The sequence below is a fragment of the Maricaulis sp. ABE4_448 genome, assembly GCF_056160825.1.
Window position 1 is genome coordinate 52,034 of sequence record NZ_JBSWXX010000002.1, and the last position, 17,958, is coordinate 69,991.

At 65.6% G+C, this 17,958-nt stretch carries 15 protein-coding genes; 6 read left to right on the plus strand and 9 right to left on the minus strand.

What is annotated here, in order from left to right; all coding sequences use genetic code 11:
• Window positions 1–38 precede the first annotated feature (38 nt).
• From ACXAJV_RS06725 to ACXAJV_RS06740, 4 genes are all read right to left on the minus strand, one after another.
• Complete coding sequence (locus ACXAJV_RS06725) at window positions 39–755, minus strand: DsbA family protein (protein WP_475083425.1); 717 nt, start codon at window positions 753–755, stop codon at window positions 39–41.
• Entirely contained in the window at window positions 752–1,492 is a 741-nt protein-coding gene (locus ACXAJV_RS06730; protein ID WP_475083427.1) for a thioredoxin domain-containing protein, read from the minus strand. The genes ACXAJV_RS06725 and ACXAJV_RS06730 overlap by 4 nt, the downstream gene beginning before the upstream one ends.
• Before the next feature lie 130 nt (window positions 1,493–1,622).
• The gene (locus tag ACXAJV_RS06735) at window positions 1,623–2,348 is read right to left on the minus strand and encodes a thioredoxin domain-containing protein (protein WP_475083428.1); all 726 of its coding nucleotides are present in this window, start codon (window positions 2,346–2,348) and stop codon (window positions 1,623–1,625) included.
• Window positions 2,349–2,373: 25 nt separating this feature from the next.
• Entirely contained in the window at window positions 2,374–2,904 is a 531-nt protein-coding gene (locus ACXAJV_RS06740) for a DciA family protein (protein WP_475083430.1), read from the minus strand.
• 51 nt (window positions 2,905–2,955) lie between these two features.
• Here ACXAJV_RS06740 and ACXAJV_RS06745 point away from each other — a divergent pair, with 51 nt between their 5' ends.
• A complete protein-coding gene (locus ACXAJV_RS06745; RefSeq protein ID WP_475083432.1) occupies window positions 2,956–4,017 on the plus strand; it encodes an A/G-specific adenine glycosylase in 1,062 nt (353 codons plus the stop codon).
• Window positions 4,018–5,068: 1,051 nt separating this feature from the next.
• On the opposite strand, the gene ACXAJV_RS06750 is transcribed toward ACXAJV_RS06745, so the two are convergent.
• Together ACXAJV_RS06750 and rnhB are read right to left on the minus strand one after the other, a co-directional pair.
• Entirely contained in the window at window positions 5,069–6,148 is a 1,080-nt protein-coding gene (locus ACXAJV_RS06750; protein WP_475083434.1) for a DNA methyltransferase, read from the minus strand.
• Window positions 6,149–6,217: 69 nt separating this feature from the next.
• Entirely contained in the window at window positions 6,218–6,823 is a 606-nt protein-coding gene (gene rnhB / locus ACXAJV_RS06755; RefSeq protein WP_475083436.1) for a ribonuclease HII, read from the minus strand.
• Window positions 6,824–6,908: 85 nt separating this feature from the next.
• Between rnhB and ACXAJV_RS06760 the strand changes: the two genes are divergently transcribed.
• Window positions 6,909–9,341 (plus strand): bifunctional diguanylate cyclase/phosphodiesterase, encoded by a 2,433-nt coding sequence (locus ACXAJV_RS06760; RefSeq protein ID WP_475083438.1) that lies wholly within the window; start codon window positions 6,909–6,911, stop codon window positions 9,339–9,341.
• Between the two features lie 9 nt (window positions 9,342–9,350).
• Here the strand turns inward: ACXAJV_RS06760 and ACXAJV_RS06765 are convergent, their stop codons facing one another.
• Together ACXAJV_RS06765 and ACXAJV_RS06770 are read right to left on the minus strand one after the other, a co-directional pair.
• Window positions 9,351–10,487: a PA0069 family radical SAM protein gene (locus tag ACXAJV_RS06765; protein WP_475083440.1), complete on the minus strand. Its 1,137-nt coding sequence runs from the start codon at window positions 10,485–10,487 to the stop codon at window positions 9,351–9,353.
• Between the two features lie 96 nt (window positions 10,488–10,583).
• The gene (locus tag ACXAJV_RS06770) at window positions 10,584–11,456 is read right to left on the minus strand and encodes a uracil-DNA glycosylase (protein ID WP_475083442.1); all 873 of its coding nucleotides are present in this window, start codon (window positions 11,454–11,456) and stop codon (window positions 10,584–10,586) included.
• A 136-nt stretch (window positions 11,457–11,592) separates the two neighbouring features.
• Between ACXAJV_RS06770 and ACXAJV_RS06775 the strand changes: the two genes are divergently transcribed.
• The 4 genes from ACXAJV_RS06775 to ACXAJV_RS06790 are packed head-to-tail and all read left to right on the plus strand — an operon-like array spanning window position 11,593 to window position 16,921.
• On the plus strand, window positions 11,593–13,266 hold the full coding sequence (locus ACXAJV_RS06775; RefSeq protein ID WP_475083444.1) for an electron transfer flavoprotein-ubiquinone oxidoreductase: 1,674 nt from the start codon (window positions 11,593–11,595) through the stop codon (window positions 13,264–13,266).
• A 57-nt stretch (window positions 13,267–13,323) separates the two neighbouring features.
• The gene (locus tag ACXAJV_RS06780; RefSeq protein WP_475083446.1) at window positions 13,324–15,051 is read left to right on the plus strand and encodes a tetratricopeptide repeat protein; all 1,728 of its coding nucleotides are present in this window, start codon (window positions 13,324–13,326) and stop codon (window positions 15,049–15,051) included.
• On the plus strand, window positions 15,048–15,908 hold the full coding sequence (locus tag ACXAJV_RS06785) for a 4-(cytidine 5'-diphospho)-2-C-methyl-D-erythritol kinase (RefSeq protein ID WP_475083449.1): 861 nt from the start codon (window positions 15,048–15,050) through the stop codon (window positions 15,906–15,908). The genes ACXAJV_RS06780 and ACXAJV_RS06785 overlap by 4 nt, the downstream gene beginning before the upstream one ends.
• Window positions 15,905–16,921, plus strand: a complete 1,017-nt coding sequence (locus ACXAJV_RS06790) for a glycosyltransferase family 4 protein (RefSeq protein ID WP_475083451.1) — start codon at window positions 15,905–15,907, stop codon at window positions 16,919–16,921. The genes ACXAJV_RS06785 and ACXAJV_RS06790 overlap by 4 nt, the downstream gene beginning before the upstream one ends.
• A gap of 72 nt (window positions 16,922–16,993) precedes the next feature.
• Here the strand turns inward: ACXAJV_RS06790 and ACXAJV_RS06795 are convergent, their stop codons facing one another.
• The gene (locus tag ACXAJV_RS06795) at window positions 16,994–17,761 is read right to left on the minus strand and encodes a cell wall hydrolase (protein WP_475083454.1); all 768 of its coding nucleotides are present in this window, start codon (window positions 17,759–17,761) and stop codon (window positions 16,994–16,996) included.
• Window positions 17,762–17,958: the final 197 nt, after the last annotated feature.

The following is a 17,958-nucleotide window of genomic DNA, read 5'->3' on the forward strand; positions in this document are numbered from 1 at the left end:
CTTGTAGCGGAGGATTGCGGCGCTTTCCTGATGCGATTCTAGTTTTCCGAATCGGACTCGTTCAGGAAGTGAAGGATGATTCGGCGGAAGGAGTCTTCGCTCATTTGGCCGGGAGCCCTTTCCCCATTGAGAATAAGGGGTTCGTCACCATAGTAGAAGAGCAGACCTTCCCCGCGATTGGTGCCCATCAGCACATCGCCGCCCACCAGGAAGGCCGGCGTGCCGGGGATTTCGTACTCGACCGACTGCTGGGCAGACGCATTGAGCGCCTCATTCATCGCCGGGTCCTGCAGGCAACCCATGAAGGCTTCCGGCGTGAGACCGACAGCGCCGGCAATCCGGTTATAGACACCCAGCACATCGCCGCCCTCGCGCGCGGTCTCGAACAGGCTCTGCTGTTCGGCGAACAGCAGGTCGACGGCATCGAAGAAACGGTCTTCCGGTGCGCATTCGGCGAGGATGGTGCTGGCTGCGGCGAGCTGGACCGGATTGGTCAACATGGGCCGGAAAACCCAACGCACCCGGCCGGTATCGACGAACTCCTCCTTCACCATCGGCCACACGGCTTCCTGGAAATGGGCGCAGTGCGGGCAGGCAAAGGAGGCATATTCCACGATCAGCAGCGGCGCTTCGGGATCGCCCAGCGCGTGATCGTCGGCGGTTTCGGCCTGGCCGGGATGCTGGCCCAGTGCTGCCGGGGCGGCAAACAGAAGGAGCGCCAGCCCGCCAGCGATACGGTTGAGAAGACCGGTCATTCGGCAGTCTCGCCGGCTTGCGCAAGAAGGTGGTCGATAAGGCGGGTGAAGGTTTCCGCATCGGCAAGGCCCGGCAGCGGCTCGCCATCGATGACGACCTGCTCGCCGTCGAGGAAATAGGTGTATTCTGTCGCGCCCGGCGCGCGGCGCGCTTCCAGCATGCGGCCGTTGAAGATGAAGCGCGGCGTACCGTCCACACCGTCAGCGATCGCGCGGTCATGCGCGGCGACGATGGACTGGTTGATCTCCTCATTATTGAGGCAGGCGATGAAGTCCTGCTCGCTCAGTCCCATCGAGCGGGCGATCGCGAGATACTGGCCACGCGCACTGCCCTGGGTCTGGGCGGCCTGAAAGATGGCGCGCTGCTGGCGAAAGAGCAGGTCGACCATGTCGAAATAGCGCTCCTCGGGCACGCAATGGGCGAGCGAGAAGCCGGCAATGGCGAATTGCGGCGAGCCGGTGATCATCTCGCGCAGCACATAGCGCATGCGTCCGGTCTCGATGTAGTTTTCCTTGATCGCCGGGAAGACTTCCTCATGGAAGGCCGCGCAGTGCGGGCAGGCCACAGAGGAATATTCGATCATCGTCACGGCTGCGTCAGCATTGCCCATGCCGCGATCGCTGGCGCGCTCATAGCGGGACTGGCCCTCTCCGGGCGCGTCGCCGCCACCGCAGGCACCCAGGACAAGGCTTGCCGTCAGGGCGGCTGCGGAAAACACACGTCGTGTCAGGTTCATCGAAAGGGCACTCCCCGAGAAATTGCCTATAGCCGGGACGGCTCTGTCCCGTGCGGTCTCGCCGCAGCTTAACCGCTCAGGCGGGGCTGTTGCCACCGCCTCGCTCAGATTTGATCAGCGCTTGTCAGGATCAACCGCCGGCGGCTTGTGCCAGAAGATGGTCGATCAGGCTCGAAAACGTCTCCCCGTCCTGGCGGGCGGGCAGGGGGGCGCCGTCGATCATTACCTGTTCGCCGCCGAGGAAATAGGTCGCCTGGGACGCCCCCGGCGCAGTGCGTGCCTCCAGACGCTCGCCATTGAAGGCAAAACTAGGGGTCAGCGTCACACCGCTGGCCATCGCGGCCTCGTGCGAGGCGACAATGGCGCTATTGATCTCCGTATCGTTCAGGCAGGCATCGAACTGAGCTTCGCTCAGTCCCATCGACCGGGCGATCGTCACATAGCGGGCGCGGACATTGCCACCGCTGCGGGCGGTGTCGAAAATCGCCTGCTGCTGCTGAAACAGCACGTCGATCGTGTCGAAATAGCGCTCTTCGGGAACGCAATGTGCCAGCGAAAAGCCGGCGACGGCGAATTGCGGCGGGCCGTTCAGCATCTCGTGCAGTACCACGCGCATCTGGCCGGCCTCGATATAGGGCTCCAGCGCCGGATACACTTCATCATGGAAGCGGGCACAATGGCCGCAGGCGACCGAGGAATATTCCGTCATCGTCACCGGCGCATCCGCCGAACCGAGGCTGCGGCCGGTTTCGGCTATCGCGCTGCCGCCAGGGTTGTCCGAAGAATTGCCGCAGGCCGACAGGGCTGTAGCTGCCGCCAGGGCAGTGGCGGTGAAGAAGCGTCGTGTCAGTGTCATGTGTCCCCCGGGAAACGCCTGGATGCTACGGCTCGTCCCGGCGGTGAATCGCGCGGGAAAACCGGTCGAGTGCCGACAATAGCCGCGCTTCCGGCGTTGTCGCCTCTGTCTCGCCGGTGTGTGATGAAGATTGCGGTTTTTTCACGCTCGTCGCGGGGGCATCGGCGGCGCGGCTGGCCTGTCCCTGCACGACGCGCAGGCGGGTCGGGGCCCGGTCGCCGGAATGGGTGCGGATGCGCTCGAGAATCCGGCGGCTCTCTGCCTGCAGGACCGCCCCCGCCGGACCGCGCGCCTCGATCACCAGCGTGCTGATACCGCCGCTGCGCTGTACGGTTTTCGGCGTGCTCCAGTCGGCCAGGCGCTTGCCGACGATTTCCGGCCAGTGCTCGCGCAATTGCTCAACCCCGATGCCGAACTGCCGGGTCAGGGGTTTCAGCACCCGTTCGGCCGCCCGCCCCGCGGAGGGCGCGGGCTGGATGGCCCGCCGGCCGCGGCGGCTGCCGATATAGGCGCTGGCTGCGGCTTCCAGTGTTGACGAGGTCGGTTTGCGCTTCATGCTGCGCACTCTCGCCGTGAAGCAGCCCGCCTGCAAGTCCTGAAGGTTTCGATGAGCGCATCCCTTTCCCCGCGACAGGATATCGCCCGCCTGCGTTCGGCGCTGCTGGACTGGTATGACCGGGAAGGCCGGACACTGCCCTGGCGGATCCGTCCGGAAGACCGCGCGGCCGGCCGCGTCGCCGATCCCTATGCGATCTGGCTGTCGGAAATCATGCTGCAGCAGACCACGGTGCCGCACGCAACGCCCTACTGGTTCCGCTTTCTTGATCTCTGGCCGCGGGTGGAAGACCTGGCTGCCGCGCCCCGCGAGCACGTAATGCGGGAATGGGCGGGGCTCGGCTATTATGCCCGGGCGAGAAACCTGCATGCCTGCGCCATCCACGTTGCCGAGGTGCTGGGCGGTGCATTCCCCGATACGCTGGACGGGCTGAAAGCCCTGCCTGGGGTGGGCGAGTACACGGCGAATGCCATTCTGGCCGCCGCTTTCGACAAACCGGCCAGCGTTGTCGACGGTAATGTCGAGCGCGTGATCACGCGGCTCTACCGGGTGCAGGCACCCTTGCCCAAGGCCAAACCGGAGATCCGCCGCCTGGCCGGTGCCATCGCCTCAACGGACCGGCCGGGCGACTATGCCCAGGCGATCATGGATCTGGGCGCAACGGTCTGTGCTCCGCGGACGCCGGACTGTGCCGCCTGTCCCTGGGCCTTTGCCTGTGCGGCCCGCGCGGAAGGCGACATGACGCGCTATCCGCTGAAGGAAAAGAAAAAGCCCAAACCGGTGCGCCTTGGTACCGCCTGGCTGGTCAGGGGCGAGCAGGGACTCTGGCTGCGCCGGCGGCCCGACAAGGGCCTGCTCGGCGGCATGGTCGAAGTGCCCTCGACGGTCTGGGCAGAGGTCCCGCCGGAGGAGGCGCCGCCCTTCAAGGCCGACTGGGTCTCGCGCGGCGAGGTGCGCCACGTCTTCACCCATTTCGAACTCCGGCTCGACGTGCGCGAAAGCGCCCCCGCCCCGGACTGGCAACCGGAAGACGGCTACTGGGCCGCCGAGGACAGGTTGGATGAAGAGGCCTTGCCCAGCGTCATGCGCAAGGTGGTGAAGCTGAGGCGCTGAGGCTCTTTTCCAGGGTGGGGAGGGGGCTGAAGTGGCGACCATCCACCAAATAGCCCTCCGCATTTTCTCGGCTGAAAGCCCGGCGAAAGCCGGGCGAAGTGCCGGGATCTACCGGAAGCTCATCGCTTGAAGTGATCTTCGGTCGGTCCCGGATCTGCGGCCTGGCTGCGCAGGCCTTCATCCGGGAAAGATCGAGTGGGAGAAGAAAGAGCTGGCGGCTCACATTTCACCGTCACCCTGACGAAAGTCAGGGCCCAGTTCATAGATCTGGATGGCCGCGATCTCGCACTTATCCCGCACATCGCCCACATTCGACTTGAGCCGCGTTAGCCGAAATTCCGCTTTACGATCTGGGTCCTGACTTTCGTCAGGATGACGGTTTGTGGAGGCGGTTTGGGAGATTTATCCCCGCCCGTTCAACTGGGCGTATGCTCGTCAGCGGTTTCCGGGATGGGAGGCATGAGCTCAGTCCCTTGTGCCCGGGAGCGTGCGGAGCTCGTCCGCGCCTGGTGGGTGACAGCATCAGGCTCCGGCGTGGCCATCTGCGGGGACACCGGCAAAAAGCTCGACCGGCCCGTGCCTGCAGGTTTCGAGACGGTCCCGCAAGGGACCGGGTAAATCTCCGCGTGCGGGATGCCTCGGGCATCACCACCAAACCTTCAAGTCCGGACACGATGTCCGCCGTGCATCCCGCACCCCTCTCATCGCTCCAGGGCGCAAGCCCGTGGAGGGTTTCGTGCTGGGAGCCTTTCCTCCCCATGGAATGGGGAGGTGGATCGCCGCCAGGCGGCGAGACGGAGGGGCGCCGCGCCAGCGGCGGTGTGTCAGCGACAGGCTCCACCGCCTCCCGGCGCTCCGCGCCGGCCCCTTCGACCCGCGGCTAACGCCGCGGCCCACTTCCCCACACGGTGGGGAAGAAAGACAGCGAGCCGCTTTCCCCGGATTTATTCCGGGGTCTGGCGGCGTTTCAGGCGGAGGCTCAACCGGGCCCCGGCACGGGGGCCGGGGGAAGTGGAGCGGGCCGGGGAAAACAGAGCGCTGTGGGGAGAACTCAGCCGTCCAGCGTCGCGCGGACTTCGGCGCGCAGGATGTCGATCGGGGCGAGGCCCTGCTTGGTGCGCACATGCCAGTAGGTCCAGCCATTGCAGGACGGGGCGCTTTGCAGCTGGGCGCCGACCTGGTGGATGGAACCGGCGCGGTCGCCGGCGATCAGTGTGCCATCGGCCCGCACACGCGCTGAATGACGGCCCTTGGGGCAGTAGAGGGTGTCGCCGGGCTTTACGAGGCCGCGTTCGACCAGGGCGCCGAACGGGATCCGCGGCTGGGCGCGTTTGGACTGGGTGACGCTGAGCGCTTCGCTCGAGGCGGGCGTAATGGCGTCCAGCCGCGCGCGGGCCACTTCAAGATACTCCGCATCGCGTTCAATGCCGATGAAATGCCGGCCGAGGCGTTTGGCGGCGGCGCCGGTCGTGCCGGTGCCGAAGAAGGGATCGAGCACGACATCGCCGGGATTGGTGGTCGACAGCAGGACCCGGTGCAGCAGCGCCTCGGGCTTTTGTGTTGGATGCGCCTTCTTGCCGTCCGCACCTTTCAGGCGCTCGGCGCCGGAACAGATCGGCAGCGTCCAGTCGGAGCGCATCTGCACACCGTCGTTCAAGGCCTTCATGGCGGCATAGTTGAAGGTCGGGCGGGCTTCCTTGGACTTGGCAGCCCAGATCAGGGTCTCGTGCGCATTGGTAAAGCGCGTGCCCTTGAAGTTCGGCATCGGGTTGGATTTGCGCCAGATGATGTCGTTGAGCACCCAGAAGCCGGCATCCTGGAGAATGCCGCCGACACGGAAGATATTGTGATAGCTGCCGATCACCCAGATGGCGCCATTGGGTTTGAGGACGCGGCGCGCCTCTTCCATCCAGCCCCAGGTGAACAGGTCGTACTCGTCGAACCCGCCGATCTGGTCCCAGTCGTTGTCGACGGCGGACACTTTGGAATTGTCGGGGCGGTGCAGGTCGCCGCCGAGCTGGAGATTATAGGGCGGGTCGGCGAACACCAGGTCGACGCTCGCATCGGGAAGCGACTTCATCACTTCCACGCATTCTCCCTCGAGAATCTGGTCGATCCGGGACTCTGCCATGACACGCCACTCCACTCGTTCTTGCGAGGGGAAGTTTTCCCGCGTCTATGGCTAACGGGCCGTTAAGCATCAATCAAGTTTTCCACAGCCGTGCGCATCTGGGGAAAACTGCGTGATTCGCAGGGCTTCGCGCACCGGTGCATAACTCATTCTGTGGATCGGGCAGGGGCCGAGGGCCATCAGGGCCTCACGGTGGGCCTTGCTGGGATAGCCCTTGTGTCCCTCCAAGCCGTAGCCGGGAAAGCGCCGGGCGGCTTTTTCCATCAGGGCATCGCGCAGCGTCTTTGCAATGATCGAGGCCGCGCCGATCGCCGGCTCACGGGCATCGCCTTTCACGATAGCCTCGGCCGGGCAGGGCAGGTCGTCGGGCACGCGATTGCCGTCGATGAGTACCCGGACAGGCTTGACCGGCAGGCGCGCAACGGCCCGTGCCATGGCCGTCATCGTGGCGTGAAGGATATTCAACCGGTCGATCTCGGCCGGTTCGGCAATGCCGATCCCCACCCAGGCCTTCGCGTGGATCTCACGGGCCAGCGCCTCACGGCGGCGGGCCGTCAACGCCTTGGAATCGCCCAGCCCGGTGATCGGCCGCGCCGGGTCGAGGACGACGGCGGCCGTCACGACAGGCCCCGCCAGCGGCCCCCGGCCAGCCTCGTCGACGCCCGCGATGTGCATATCTGCAATGTTTCCCACGGCGTTAAGGCAATCCTTGTCTTTTGCTGAGAGGGTCATGGGCAGAGCAGATCCTTCGAGGCGCCGAGTGTATCGCGTTTTCTATTGCGTGACGGTCGAACACGACCTTCGGCTCGTCGCGGTTGCCGCCCTTTTGTGCGCCTTGTCGGCCTTTGCTGCCGTCGGGATGGCGCGCCGCGGGCAGTCGGCACCGGACGACCGGCAGTCCTTGTGGCTGATCGTGACCGGATTCGTCAGTGGTGTCGGCATCTGGGGCACACACTTCGTGTCCATGCTGGCTTATGAAGCGCCGGTACCGGTCGAGTACGGCCTGTTCGGTACGGTCGGTTCGCTCCTTCTCGCCATTTTCGTGACCAGCTGCGGCTGGACCTATGCTGTGCGCATGCCGCAAGCCTATGGCGCGCCGCTGGGTGGGGCAGTGGTCGGCGCCGGGATCGCGACCATGCACTTCATGGGCATCGACGCCATGAATGTCGGTGCGGACATCGTCTGGGACGCACCGTTGGTGCTCGTCTCCATAGGCGCCGGCATGCTGTTCGCGGCCTCAAGCGCAACGGTTCTGGTTCGCCTCCGCAGCCTCGCCGGTCTGACGGGGGCAGGTGCACTGCTCGTGCTGGGCGTGGTGAGCCTGCATTTCACGGCGATGTCGGCGATGCAGCTAGTGCCGTCCGTGCCGGGTATTGCCGACGGCGCGGGAGGCGCGTCCAAGCTGTTGGCCGTTACCGTCGCTCTCGCGGTGGTCTTCGTGATCAGTGTCGGTCTGGCTGCTGCGGCACTGGATGTGGTCCTCGGCGCGCGCCGACAGGCCGAGGCCCAGCGCCTGCAGGCACTGTCGGACGCGACGTTCGAGGGGATTGCTATTGTCCGCGAGGGGCTCGTGCGCGAGGTCAACGAGCCGCTCTGCGACATGCTCAAACTGCGGCGCGCCGATCTGCTGGACATGCCTGTCAACAAGCTGGCGCTCGACGCGGCTGCGATGTCCGCCCTGGCAGATATCGACGATACACGGCCGGTGACCTGCCGTCTGCGCGGCCGCAATGATGGCGGCCTGACTGTGCAGGTGCGGGCCCGCAAGATCGATTTCGGCGGCGAGGCGTCGGACGTGCTGGTGTTCCGGGATGTTTCCGCCGAAGAGCGGGTGCGGGCGCGGATGACCCATCTTGCCCACCATGACACCCTTACGGGGTTGCCCAATCGTCTCCGTTTCCGCGAAGCGCTTGACGACGCCATCGAACAGGCCTGGCAGAATGACACGATGGTCGCTGTGGTGTTCTTCGATCTCGACCGGTTCAAGGAAGTCAATGACGTCCATGGCCATGCGACCGGGGACGCGCTGTTGAAGGCGGTCGCTGAACGCATGCTCGACACGCTGCCGGACAAGGCAATCCCGGCGCGCCTGAGCGGTGATGAATTTGCTGTCGTGCTGCCGGATGTGTCCGGTCATGACGAGGTTCTGGGCACGGCGCAGCGTGTCGTCGACCATATCGGCGTGCCGGTGGTCATCGGTCAGCTGACGCTGAATGTCAGTGCGTCCGGCGGGGCGACGGTCTTTCCGCTCGATGGCGAGGACCCGGACCGGCTGATGAACCAGGCGGATCTGGCTCTCTATCACGCCAAGGGGCAGGGCCGGAACCAGGTGCGCGGCTTCGATCCCAAGCTTGGCCGGATGCTACAGGAGCGCCGCCTGCTGGAAGCCGATCTGGCCATGGCGATCGAGGACGAACTTCTCGAACTCCACTTCCAGCCCCAGATCCGGCTCGGCGATGGCGCTATCGTCGGCTATGAGGCGTTGGTGCGCTGGAATGACGAGAAGCGGGGCTATGTTTCGCCGGCCGAATTCGTGCAGATCGCCGAGGAAACCGGCCAGATCCTCAAAATGGGTGAGTGGGTGATCCGGGCGGCCTGCCGCGAAGCGGTCAGCTGGCCGGAAGACCGTCGCGTCGCCGTCAATGTCAGTCCGGCGCAGTTCCGCCAGGGCAACCTCGTGCTCAGCGTTCAGCAGGCGCTGCGGGCCTCCGGTCTCGCGCCGGGGCGGCTGGTGGTCGAGATCACCGAGGGCGTGCTGATCGACGACGAGGCCCGGGCGCTGGAAGTGATGCGGGCGCTGAAGAATCTTGGTGTGTGTCTGGCGATCGACGATTTCGGGACGGGCTATTCTTCCCTTGCCTATCTGCGCACTTTCCCCTTCGACAAGATCAAGATCGACCGCTCCTTCATCACCGGGATCGAAGATGATCGCGAAGCGCAGATCATCGTCCAGGCGACGATCGATCTGGCGCGGGCGCTGGGCATCAGCGTGGTGGTGGAAGGTGTCGAGACGTTCGGCGAACTCGCCGCGCTGGGCTGCCAGCCTGACCTTATTTTGCAGGGCTTCCTGGTATCGCGCCCGGTTTCACGCGGGCATGTGCCCGGTTTCGACAGTTTTTCGGCCGAACAACGCCAGGCCATTGCCGACCAGGTCAATGGCGGCAGCGGTGACCTGCTGCGCGATCGCGCCTGATCTGGCGGCTCAGAAAAGACTCGGTTGACCGGCGGAGCCGAGAGGGCGTTCGAATTTGGAAAAGTCGAGTTCGGTGCGCGGTGCGGTCAGGCCGTAGCGGCGTATGGCGGCGCGGACGCGGGTGACGATCAGCTCGGCCAGCGGTCCCTGGCCGCGGCCGCGCGTGCCCCATTGCGGATCGTAGTCACGCCCGCCGCGCATCTGGCGGATCAGCGACATGACGCGTCCGGCCGCATCGGGCCGGGCCGTCTGCAGCCATTCGCGGAACAGATCCTTGATCTCCAGCGGCAGGCGCAGGAGCACGTAGGAGGCATTCACGGCACCCGCTTCGGCGCCCGCCTTGAAGACCGCCTCGATCTCGTTGTCGTTGAGGGCTGGAATGATGGGCGCCATCATCAGCGTGACCGGAAGGCCGGCCTCAGACAGTCCCCGGATCGCTTCGAGCCGGCGGTGCGGCGCTGCGGCGCGGGGCTCCATGTCCCGGGCCAGACGCCGGTCGAGCGTGGTCACGGAAATCGCGCCCTTGGCGAGGCCATCGGCGGCCATCGGGCCGAGTATGTCCAGATCGCGCAGGACCAGCGCTGATTTGGTGATGAAGCTGACCGGGTGCCGGTAGCGGGCGAAGACTTTGAGGATTTCGCGGGTGTGCTGCAGGCGCCGTTCGACCGGCTGCCAGGCATCGGTATTGGCGCCGATCACGATCGGTTTGGGTTGATAGCCCGGCCGGTTGAAGAAGGCCTCCAGCAGGGCCGGGCCGTCGGGTTTGGCGAAGATCACGCTCTCGAAGTCGAGGCCCGGAGAATAGCCCCAATAGGCGTGACTGGGCCGGGCATAGCAGTAGATGCAACCATGCTCGCAGCCGCGATAGGGATTGATCGACTGGTCGAAGGAAATGTCCGGCGAGCTGTTGGTCGCGACGATGGAACGGGACGCATCCTTCAGGATGGTCGTGCCCAGGCGCGGCGCCGGCGCATCTGCCTCGGTCCAGCCGTCATCGAAGGCCTCGCGGGCGAAGGCCTCGTACCGGCCCGATGCGTTAGACCGAGCGCCCCGGCCCCGGACGCCGTCCCCCGGGGCGGTGGGGGATCCGGCAGAGGGGGCCGCCTGAGGGGCGTTTAGGGCGTAGCCACCTGGGCGCTCGGTCATGAGCGCACTATGACTCACGATGAGAACAAATCAAGAACAATTTTTGGAAAAATCTGAAAGATGCGGAAGAATCCTGTTGGACCCGCCTCCCTTTATCTAGCCAGCAAGGCGCGCTTCCAGGGCCAGCATGTCCTGCCACGCCAGACGCTTCTCCGGGGGGCGGCGGAGCAGGTAGGAGGGGTGGAAGACGGGCAGGACCGGAATTACCCGGTCCGTCGATTCGCCCTGCGGATCCCGCACGGCATACTCGCCCCATTGACCGCGCAGCCGGGTGATCCCGGTCGATGTCCGCATCAGGGATTGGGCGGAGATACCGCCGGCGACGACGAGAATATCCGGTGCCTTGAGGGCGATGTGCCGTTCGATGAAGGGCAGGCACATGGTGATCTCTTCCTGGGTCGGTGCGCGATTACCGGGCGGACGCCAGTTCAGGATGTTGGAGATGTAGAGATCGTCCGGCCCCAGCCCGATCGCGGCGAACATGCGGTCCAGCAATTGTCCGGACCGGCCGACGAAGGGTTGGCCTTGCTCGTCCTCTTCCTTGCCGGGCGCTTCGCCGACCACCATGATCCGGGCTTCGCGATTGCCGCGGGCGAAGACCGTGTTGCGGGCGGTGCGCTTGAGCGGACAGCCCTCGAACGCGGCAATAGCCACCTGCAAGTCGTCCAGTGTGGCGGCGCCGGCCGCGAGTTCCTGCGCCGAGGGGCCGTCATCGGGTGCCTGGCCATAGCCGGCTGCCCGTGCCGCCGCCGCGGTGGCGGTGCGCTGGGGCGCAGCCTGTTGCGTATCGCGGACGGTGGCGGGTGTTGATGAGGGAGGCGCGCGGTCATGCGCCGCACCGGCCGCCGGCACAGGCCGCGGCCGCTGGATCGGAGCATCGAGCTCGATCCCGGCTTCCTCCCACCACGCGATCAGGGCCTTGAGAGCCTTTTCGTCGTGCGGGTCGAGTGTGGCACCTGGGTTGGACATGGCTTACGCGTACGTCAACGTAATAACTTTGATCCGGACAGCCGGACACGCTAGATGGGTATTCGATCCTAAGGTATGACCGAAGGCCTGCAAGCGGGGCAGTGCTGAAACCGATGAGAAAAGAGTGGGAGCAGGAATGACCGACGCACCGATCGAACGCGAATCCATGGAATACGATGTGGTGATCGTCGGGGGTGGCCCCGCCGGTCTGTCGGCCGCGATCCGTCTGAAACAGCTTGCCGATGAAGCCGGGCAGGAGCTGTCGATCGCCGTGCTGGAAAAGGGCGCCGAGGTGGGCGCACACATCCTGTCCGGCGCCGTCGTCGATCCCAAGGCGCTCAACGAGCTTATCCCCGACTGGGCCGAGAAGGGCGCGCCGCTCAACGATCCCGTCAAGACGGATATTTTCGAAGTGCTCGGTGCGGCCGGTTCGATCAGCCTGCCGACGCTCTTCTTCCCGCCGCTGATGAGCAATCATGGCTGCCATATCGTCTCGCTGGGCAATGTGTGCCGCTGGCTGGGCGAGCAGGCCGAAGCGATGGGCGTTGAAATCTATCCCGGCTTCCCCGCTGCCGACGTGATCGAGGAAGATGGCGCCATCAAGGGCGTGGTGACCGGTGATTTCGGTCTGGCCCGCGATGGCGGTCACAAGGATGGCTACCAGCCGGGCATGGAGTTGCGCGGCAAGTACACGCTGATTGCCGAAGGTGCCCGCGGCTCGCTCGCCAAGAAGCTGATCGGCCGCTATGGACTGTCCGAGGGCAAGGAGCCGCAGAAGTTCGGCATCGGCCTGAAGGAGCTCTGGCGCGTGAAGCCGGAGAACCACAAGCCCGGCATGGTGAAGCACACCATGGGCTGGCCGCTCGACAATTCCACCGGCGGCGGCTCCTTCATGTACCACTATGGCGACAATCTGGTCTCGATCGGTTTCGTCGTTCACCTCAATTACAAGAACCCCTGGATCTCGCCCTTCGAGGAGTTCCAGCGCCTGAAGACGCACCCGGCCATCCGCGAGGTGCTGGAAGGCGGCGAGCGCATCTCCTACGGCGCCCGCGCCATCACCGAAGGCGGCTTCCAATCGGTCCCGAAACTGGCTTTCCCGGGCGGTGCGCTGATCGGCTGTTCGGCGGGCTTCGTGAACGTGCCGCGCATCAAGGGCAGCCACAACGCCATGAAGACCGGCATGCTGGCGGCGGAAAGCGTGTTTGCCGCCATCGGTGCCGGCCGTGCGCATGACGAGCTGGCGGAATACCAGACGGCCTACGAGAATTCCTGGGTCGCCAAGGACCTCAAGGCGGTGCGCAATGCCAAGCCGCTCTGGTCGAAATTCGGCACCACGATCGGTATCGCCCTGGGCGGGCTGGACATGTGGTGCAACACGCTGTTCGGCGGCTGGTCGCCCTTCGGCACGATGGGTCACGGCAAGACCGACGCTGCAAGCACACAGCCCGCGGAGAAGTTCCGCAAGATCGATTACCCCAAACCAGACGGCAAGCTGACCTTCGACCGTCTGTCCTCGGTCTTCATCTCGAACACCAATCACGAGGAAGACCAGCCGGTTCACCTCAAGGTGGCCGATATGGACCTGCAGAAGGCCTCCGAACTGGAGGTCTATGGCGGCCCGTCGGCGCGCTATTGCCCGGCCGGTGTCTATGAGTGGATCAAGGACGAAACGACGGGCGAGGAACGCTTCCAGATCAACGCCCAGAACTGCGTCCACTGCAAGACCTGCGACATCAAGGATCCCAACCAGAACATCAACTGGACCACGCCGGAAGGCGGCGGCGGTCCGATGTATGCGGGAATGTAATCCGGCGCACAGCCATCAGGCCTTGCGCGCCGGGCGGTGCGGAGCGAGCATGAGGCCATGACAAGCATCCTGCGCGCCTGGCCCGTACTGTTCGCGGCAACGGCCCTGACATCCTGCGTGACCGTGCCGGCCGAGGAGGAAACCTCGGCCTATGGTGCCTTTCTGGCTGCCCGCTATGCCGGTGTGAACCGCGACGCGGCGGGCGCGGCGGACTATTATCTCGAGGCGCTCGACCGGTTGCCGGGCAATTCAGTGCTCGCCGACCGGGCCTTCATCACATCGGTCATCGCCGGCGATCTGGACCGGGCCTCGGCCCTGGCCGTTTCGGCAAGCGAGGCGGGCGACCCCAGCCGGCTTGCGACCCTGTTTCGCGCCTCCGACCGGATCTCGCGGCACGACTATCGCGCGGCCCTGAGCGTTCTCGACGCGGCGCCGGACTATGGCCCCTATAACACCTTCTTCCAGGACATATTGCGCCATTGGGCGTTGATGGGCGCTGGCCGGGGCGACGAAGCCCTGACCGAGGTCGGCGAGATGCAGGCGCCGGGCTTTCTGGCGTCGCATCTGTGGCTGCACAAGGCGATGCTGTTCGAGGCCGCGGGCAATCCGGCAGCGGCCGAGGCGGCTTACCGTTCGGCCGTCTTCACCTCGACCTTCCGCCGCCTGTCGACGGAAATGTATGGCGGTTTCCTGATGCGCGAAGGGCGTCGCGCCGAGGCTGCCACCCTGTTCGAGACCTATCTGGAAGATGATCCGGAGGAGGCCAGCATCCAGGCGCTCTACGAGATCGCCAGCCAGGGCCGTCGGGCGCCGCGCCGGCCGGACATTCCGGGACTGGCCGCTCGCGCCGTGCTTGGACCGACGGCCGATCTGGCGGCCCAGGCCGATATGGACCTGACCATCATCTATATGCGCATGGTCCAGCGGCTGGATCCGGATCTTGCGCCGCTGCACATCGTGCTGGCCGGCTCGCTCGACCGGATCGGCCTGCACGATCTCGCGCTGGCCGAATATGCCTCGGTTCCCGAAGGTCCGTTCCGGCTGGGTGCGCAGATCGACCGGATCGTGCTGATGGCGACGCTGGGCCGGATCGAGGCGGCCCATGCCGCCGCGCGCGACCTTGCTGAGAGAACCGGTGCTGCAGAGGCGATCCTGCTCTATGCCGACATGTCCCGGATCTCGGGCGAATGGGCGGCGGCGGTCGATCTCTATGGTCAGGCAATGGCGCTCAACCGCGAACAGGGCTTGCCGGATGACTGGCGCTATCACTATTTCCGGGCGTCCTGCTATCTGATGCTGGACAACTGGGAGGCCGCCGAGGCCGAGTATCTTGCTGCGCTGGAGCTGGCCCCGGGCCAGTCCACCGTGCTCAACGATCTGGGCTATATGTGGATCGACCGCGGCGAGCGCGTCGATGAAGCCTTCGAGATGATCGTGCAGGCGGCCGATCTCGCGCCGGAAAACGGCAATGTAATCGACAGTCTGGGCTGGGCCTACTACCAGCTGGGCCATTACGATCTGGCAGTGCAGGAACTGGAGCGGGCGGCGGAACTCAACCCGGGCAGCGCGACCGCCAATTACCATCTCGGCGATGCCTACTGGCAGGTCGGCCGCCGTCTGGAAGCGGGCTTCCAGTGGCGCCGCGCCATCGATCTTGACCCTGCGGACGAGCAGCGCGAGGGGCTGGAATACCGCCTCGAGCACGGCCAGCCGCCGGAACACACGCCTGTCTATGCCGCCAATGGCGACGCACCGGCCGATCCCGCCGAGGTGCCGGAGCCGTGAGCCCGGGCGAAGTCCGGGAATTCGCACCGGCGAAAGTCAACCTCACCCTCCGGGTCGGACGCGCCCGGGCGGACGGCTATCACCCCCTCGACAGCTTTGTCGTGTTTGCCGACTGGGGCGACGAGGTCCGCGTCGATGACAGTCCGGCCTTCCTGCTGACCATGTCCGGCGAACCCTCGCGACGGCTGGCCGGCGGGCACGACAATCTCGTCATGAAGGCGGCGGTGGCGCTGCAGCGCGCGGCTGGTCTTGATCGTGCGGCGCGCATTCATCTGCACAAGGCGATCCCGGTGGAGGCCGGGTTGGGCGGTGGGTCGGCCGATGCTGCTGCAACGCTGCGGGCGCTGAACCGGTTCTGGAAGCTGGACTGGCCGCTCGACCGGCTGGCCGAGCTGGGGCTCGGCCTGGGCGCGGATGTACCGGCCTGTCTTTATTCCCGGCCGTTGCGCATGCGCGGGATCGGCGAATGGATCGAGATGGTCGAGATCGGGCCGGGCCTGCCGGCCGTCATCGTCAATCCGGGCGTGGCCGTTCCCACAGGGCCGGTGTTTGTCGCCTTCGACAGCCGGGATCCAGGTCCGCTGGCAGACGGGCCCTGGTATCAGGGCGATCTGGCCGGCTGGCTGACTGGCGAGGCCAATGATCTGGAAGCTGTCGCGATCGGCCGGGAAGGTGTGATCGGCGATACGCTGGAATGGCTGCACGCCCAGCCCGGCGCCTGGCTGGCGCGGATGACCGGGTCCGGCGCCAGCTGTTTTGCCTTGTTCGACACGATGGACGAAGCGGAAAGCGCCGCTGAAGCCTATCCGGGTTTCGCGCAGGCGGTGACGCTGGGAGCGCCGGAGATGCCGGCATGATGGCGGGGCTCGTTTCTGCCCTGACGGCTTTCTGCGTTGCGCTGGCCGTGGCTGGCATGATGTTGCGCGCGGGTATTCTGGATCGCCCGAATGAGCGTTCCAATCATCGCGATCCGACACCGCGCGGTGGTGGGCTGGGGGCGATGGCGGGCGTGTTTGCGGCCTGGGCGCTTCTGGACGCCGGCAGTCCGGCAACCGGCGCAGCGCTGGCCGGGATTGCGCTGGGCGGCGGGGTCGCGGCTGCGTTGGGTCTGCTGGACGATCTGGTCACTTTATCCGAGACGCTCAAATTTGTAGTTCTGGCCCTGGTCTCGATTGCCGTGGCCGGCATGGCGGGACCGGTCACCGAGCTTGGGATTGCCTTGCCCTGGCTCGTCGGACTGGCCGGCTCGGCGCTGTGGATTTTCACAACGGCTAATGCCGTCAATTTCATGGACGGATCGGACGGTCTGATCGCCGCGGTCCTGATCCCGGCGGCTCTGGCGCTGGGCGTTCTGGCTGAGGGCAGTGTCGCCGTGGCGGCGTTCGGCGTGGCGGGTGCAATGGCCGGATTTGCCGTGTGGAATGCGCCGCTGGCCAGCGCGCGTGGACGCCTGTTCTGCGGCGATGTTGGGGCGCTGGGGATGGCGGTGGTCTTTGCCGGACTGGCGCTTTTCTGGGCGCGGATGTCGGGCGAGGGGGCAGTCTGGCTGGTGCCGCTGCTGATCCTGCCGCTTCTGGGTGACGTGCTTCTGACCATGGCGGCGCGGGTGCGGGTCGGACGGTCAGCCTTCGTGGCGCACCGGGCGCATGCCTATCAGCTGATGATCACGCTGGGGGCCAGTCATCGCCGCGTGGCGGGGCTGTGGGCGGTGTGGAGTGCGGGCTGCGGTGCCGTGGCCCTGACGGCCCAGGCGCTGGGTGGCGGTTGGGTCAATGCGCTGGCCCTGGCGGCCGGGATTGCGGGCTTCTGGATCTTCCACCGCCAGGTCCGCAAACGGGCCGAAGCAGCCGGTCTGGACGTCTATCAGTAGCGAAATTGCTGCATCACAAGCATCACACACGTGCATCACAAGGGCCGCATAACGCACCCATTGCGGTGACAATCAGGCGTCACGCTCGCGCAGAATGCCGGCAGCGCGTTCGCGGCGCGTCGGGAAGCGGTAGAAGATGTGCGTGCCGATCCGGCGCGTGCGCACCAGATTGTCGTTCCAGTAGGGATCGACGGCGACGGTGTGATAATGCGTCGCGCGACGGGTGACGTCGCGGCCGAAACCCATGAAGGCGTGCTGGGCGACCAGTTGCGAGCGGCGCCAGGAACGGCCGCGCGGTTCGCGGATCATCGAGCCGTCGCAGGTGAAGGTGAACTGACAGCCGGTCACCCGCTCGGCGCCTTCGAACACCACACCGCAGATCGTGCCGGGATAGGCCGGATGGCGGACCCGGTTCATGATGACCTGGGCGACGGCGAGCTGGCCGACAAAGCTTTCCGAGCGCGCTTCGTAATAGATGGCGTGCGACAGGCAATCGACCTCGGAGGTCAGATTGGCGGCGGTCGAGAAGTGTGAGCTGTCGAAGGTCTGCAGATCGTCGAGCGAGCGGGCGCGCAGGACAGCGCCGGCCTCATTGTCGGATTCCAGCAGGATGGAGGCGATGCGCAGCGTGCGCGGGGCTTGCCAGTCGGCACCGATATCACCGCGGGCGAGATAGGTGCCGGCCAGGCGCTGCCATTGCAGCGTCTCGTCCTGTTCGCGGGCGCGGGCCGAGGCCAGGTTCAGCACCAGGATGGTCAGCGCGCACAGCACCAGGGCGGCCAGCATGTGAAATGCGGTCGCGAGCTGCTTCTGTTGGCTGCGTGCGTCGTCCAGATTCATCCGATCACTGTTCGTTCTGACCATTCGTCGAATCGACTGCCGATTCTTCGAATCTATCATGGCCGCTGCTTACTGAATCCTTCGTGAAATAAGGAGCGCGTATCTATGGGCGCGCGGCGATCAGGTCAATATCGCCTGCCGATTACAAATAAGAAATGACTCTCCCCTGGGAAGGGAAGAGCCGATTTCTCTTGTGT

Excerpts from the sequence above, each read along its gene's own strand:
- rnhB (WP_475083436.1), bottom strand. The coding sequence starts at position 6,823 with ATGCACATCGCGGGCGTCGACGAGGCTGGCCGGGGGCCGCTGGCGGGG.
- ACXAJV_RS06730 (WP_475083427.1), bottom strand. The coding sequence starts at position 1,492 with ATGAACCTGACACGACGTGTGTTTTCCGCAGCCGCCCTGACGGCAAGC.
- ACXAJV_RS06765 (WP_475083440.1), bottom strand. The coding sequence starts at position 10,487 with ATGACCGAGCGCCCAGGTGGCTACGCCCTAAACGCCCCTCAGGCGGCC.
- ACXAJV_RS06775 (WP_475083444.1), top strand. The coding sequence starts at position 11,593 with ATGACCGACGCACCGATCGAACGCGAATCCATGGAATACGATGTGGTG.
- ACXAJV_RS06745 (WP_475083432.1), top strand. The coding sequence starts at position 2,956 with ATGAGCGCATCCCTTTCCCCGCGACAGGATATCGCCCGCCTGCGTTCG.
- ACXAJV_RS06770 (WP_475083442.1), bottom strand. The coding sequence starts at position 11,456 with ATGTCCAACCCAGGTGCCACACTCGACCCGCACGACGAAAAGGCTCTC.
- ACXAJV_RS06780 (WP_475083446.1), top strand. The coding sequence starts at position 13,324 with ATGACAAGCATCCTGCGCGCCTGGCCCGTACTGTTCGCGGCAACGGCC.
- ACXAJV_RS06750 (WP_475083434.1), bottom strand. The coding sequence starts at position 6,148 with ATGGCAGAGTCCCGGATCGACCAGATTCTCGAGGGAGAATGCGTGGAA.
- ACXAJV_RS06795 (WP_475083454.1), bottom strand. The coding sequence starts at position 17,761 with ATGAATCTGGACGACGCACGCAGCCAACAGAAGCAGCTCGCGACCGCA.
- ACXAJV_RS06790 (WP_475083451.1), top strand. The coding sequence starts at position 15,905 with ATGATGGCGGGGCTCGTTTCTGCCCTGACGGCTTTCTGCGTTGCGCTG.
- ACXAJV_RS06740 (WP_475083430.1), bottom strand. The coding sequence starts at position 2,904 with ATGAAGCGCAAACCGACCTCGTCAACACTGGAAGCCGCAGCCAGCGCC.
- ACXAJV_RS06735 (WP_475083428.1), bottom strand. The coding sequence starts at position 2,348 with ATGACACTGACACGACGCTTCTTCACCGCCACTGCCCTGGCGGCAGCT.
- ACXAJV_RS06725 (WP_475083425.1), bottom strand. The coding sequence starts at position 755 with ATGACCGGTCTTCTCAACCGTATCGCTGGCGGGCTGGCGCTCCTTCTG.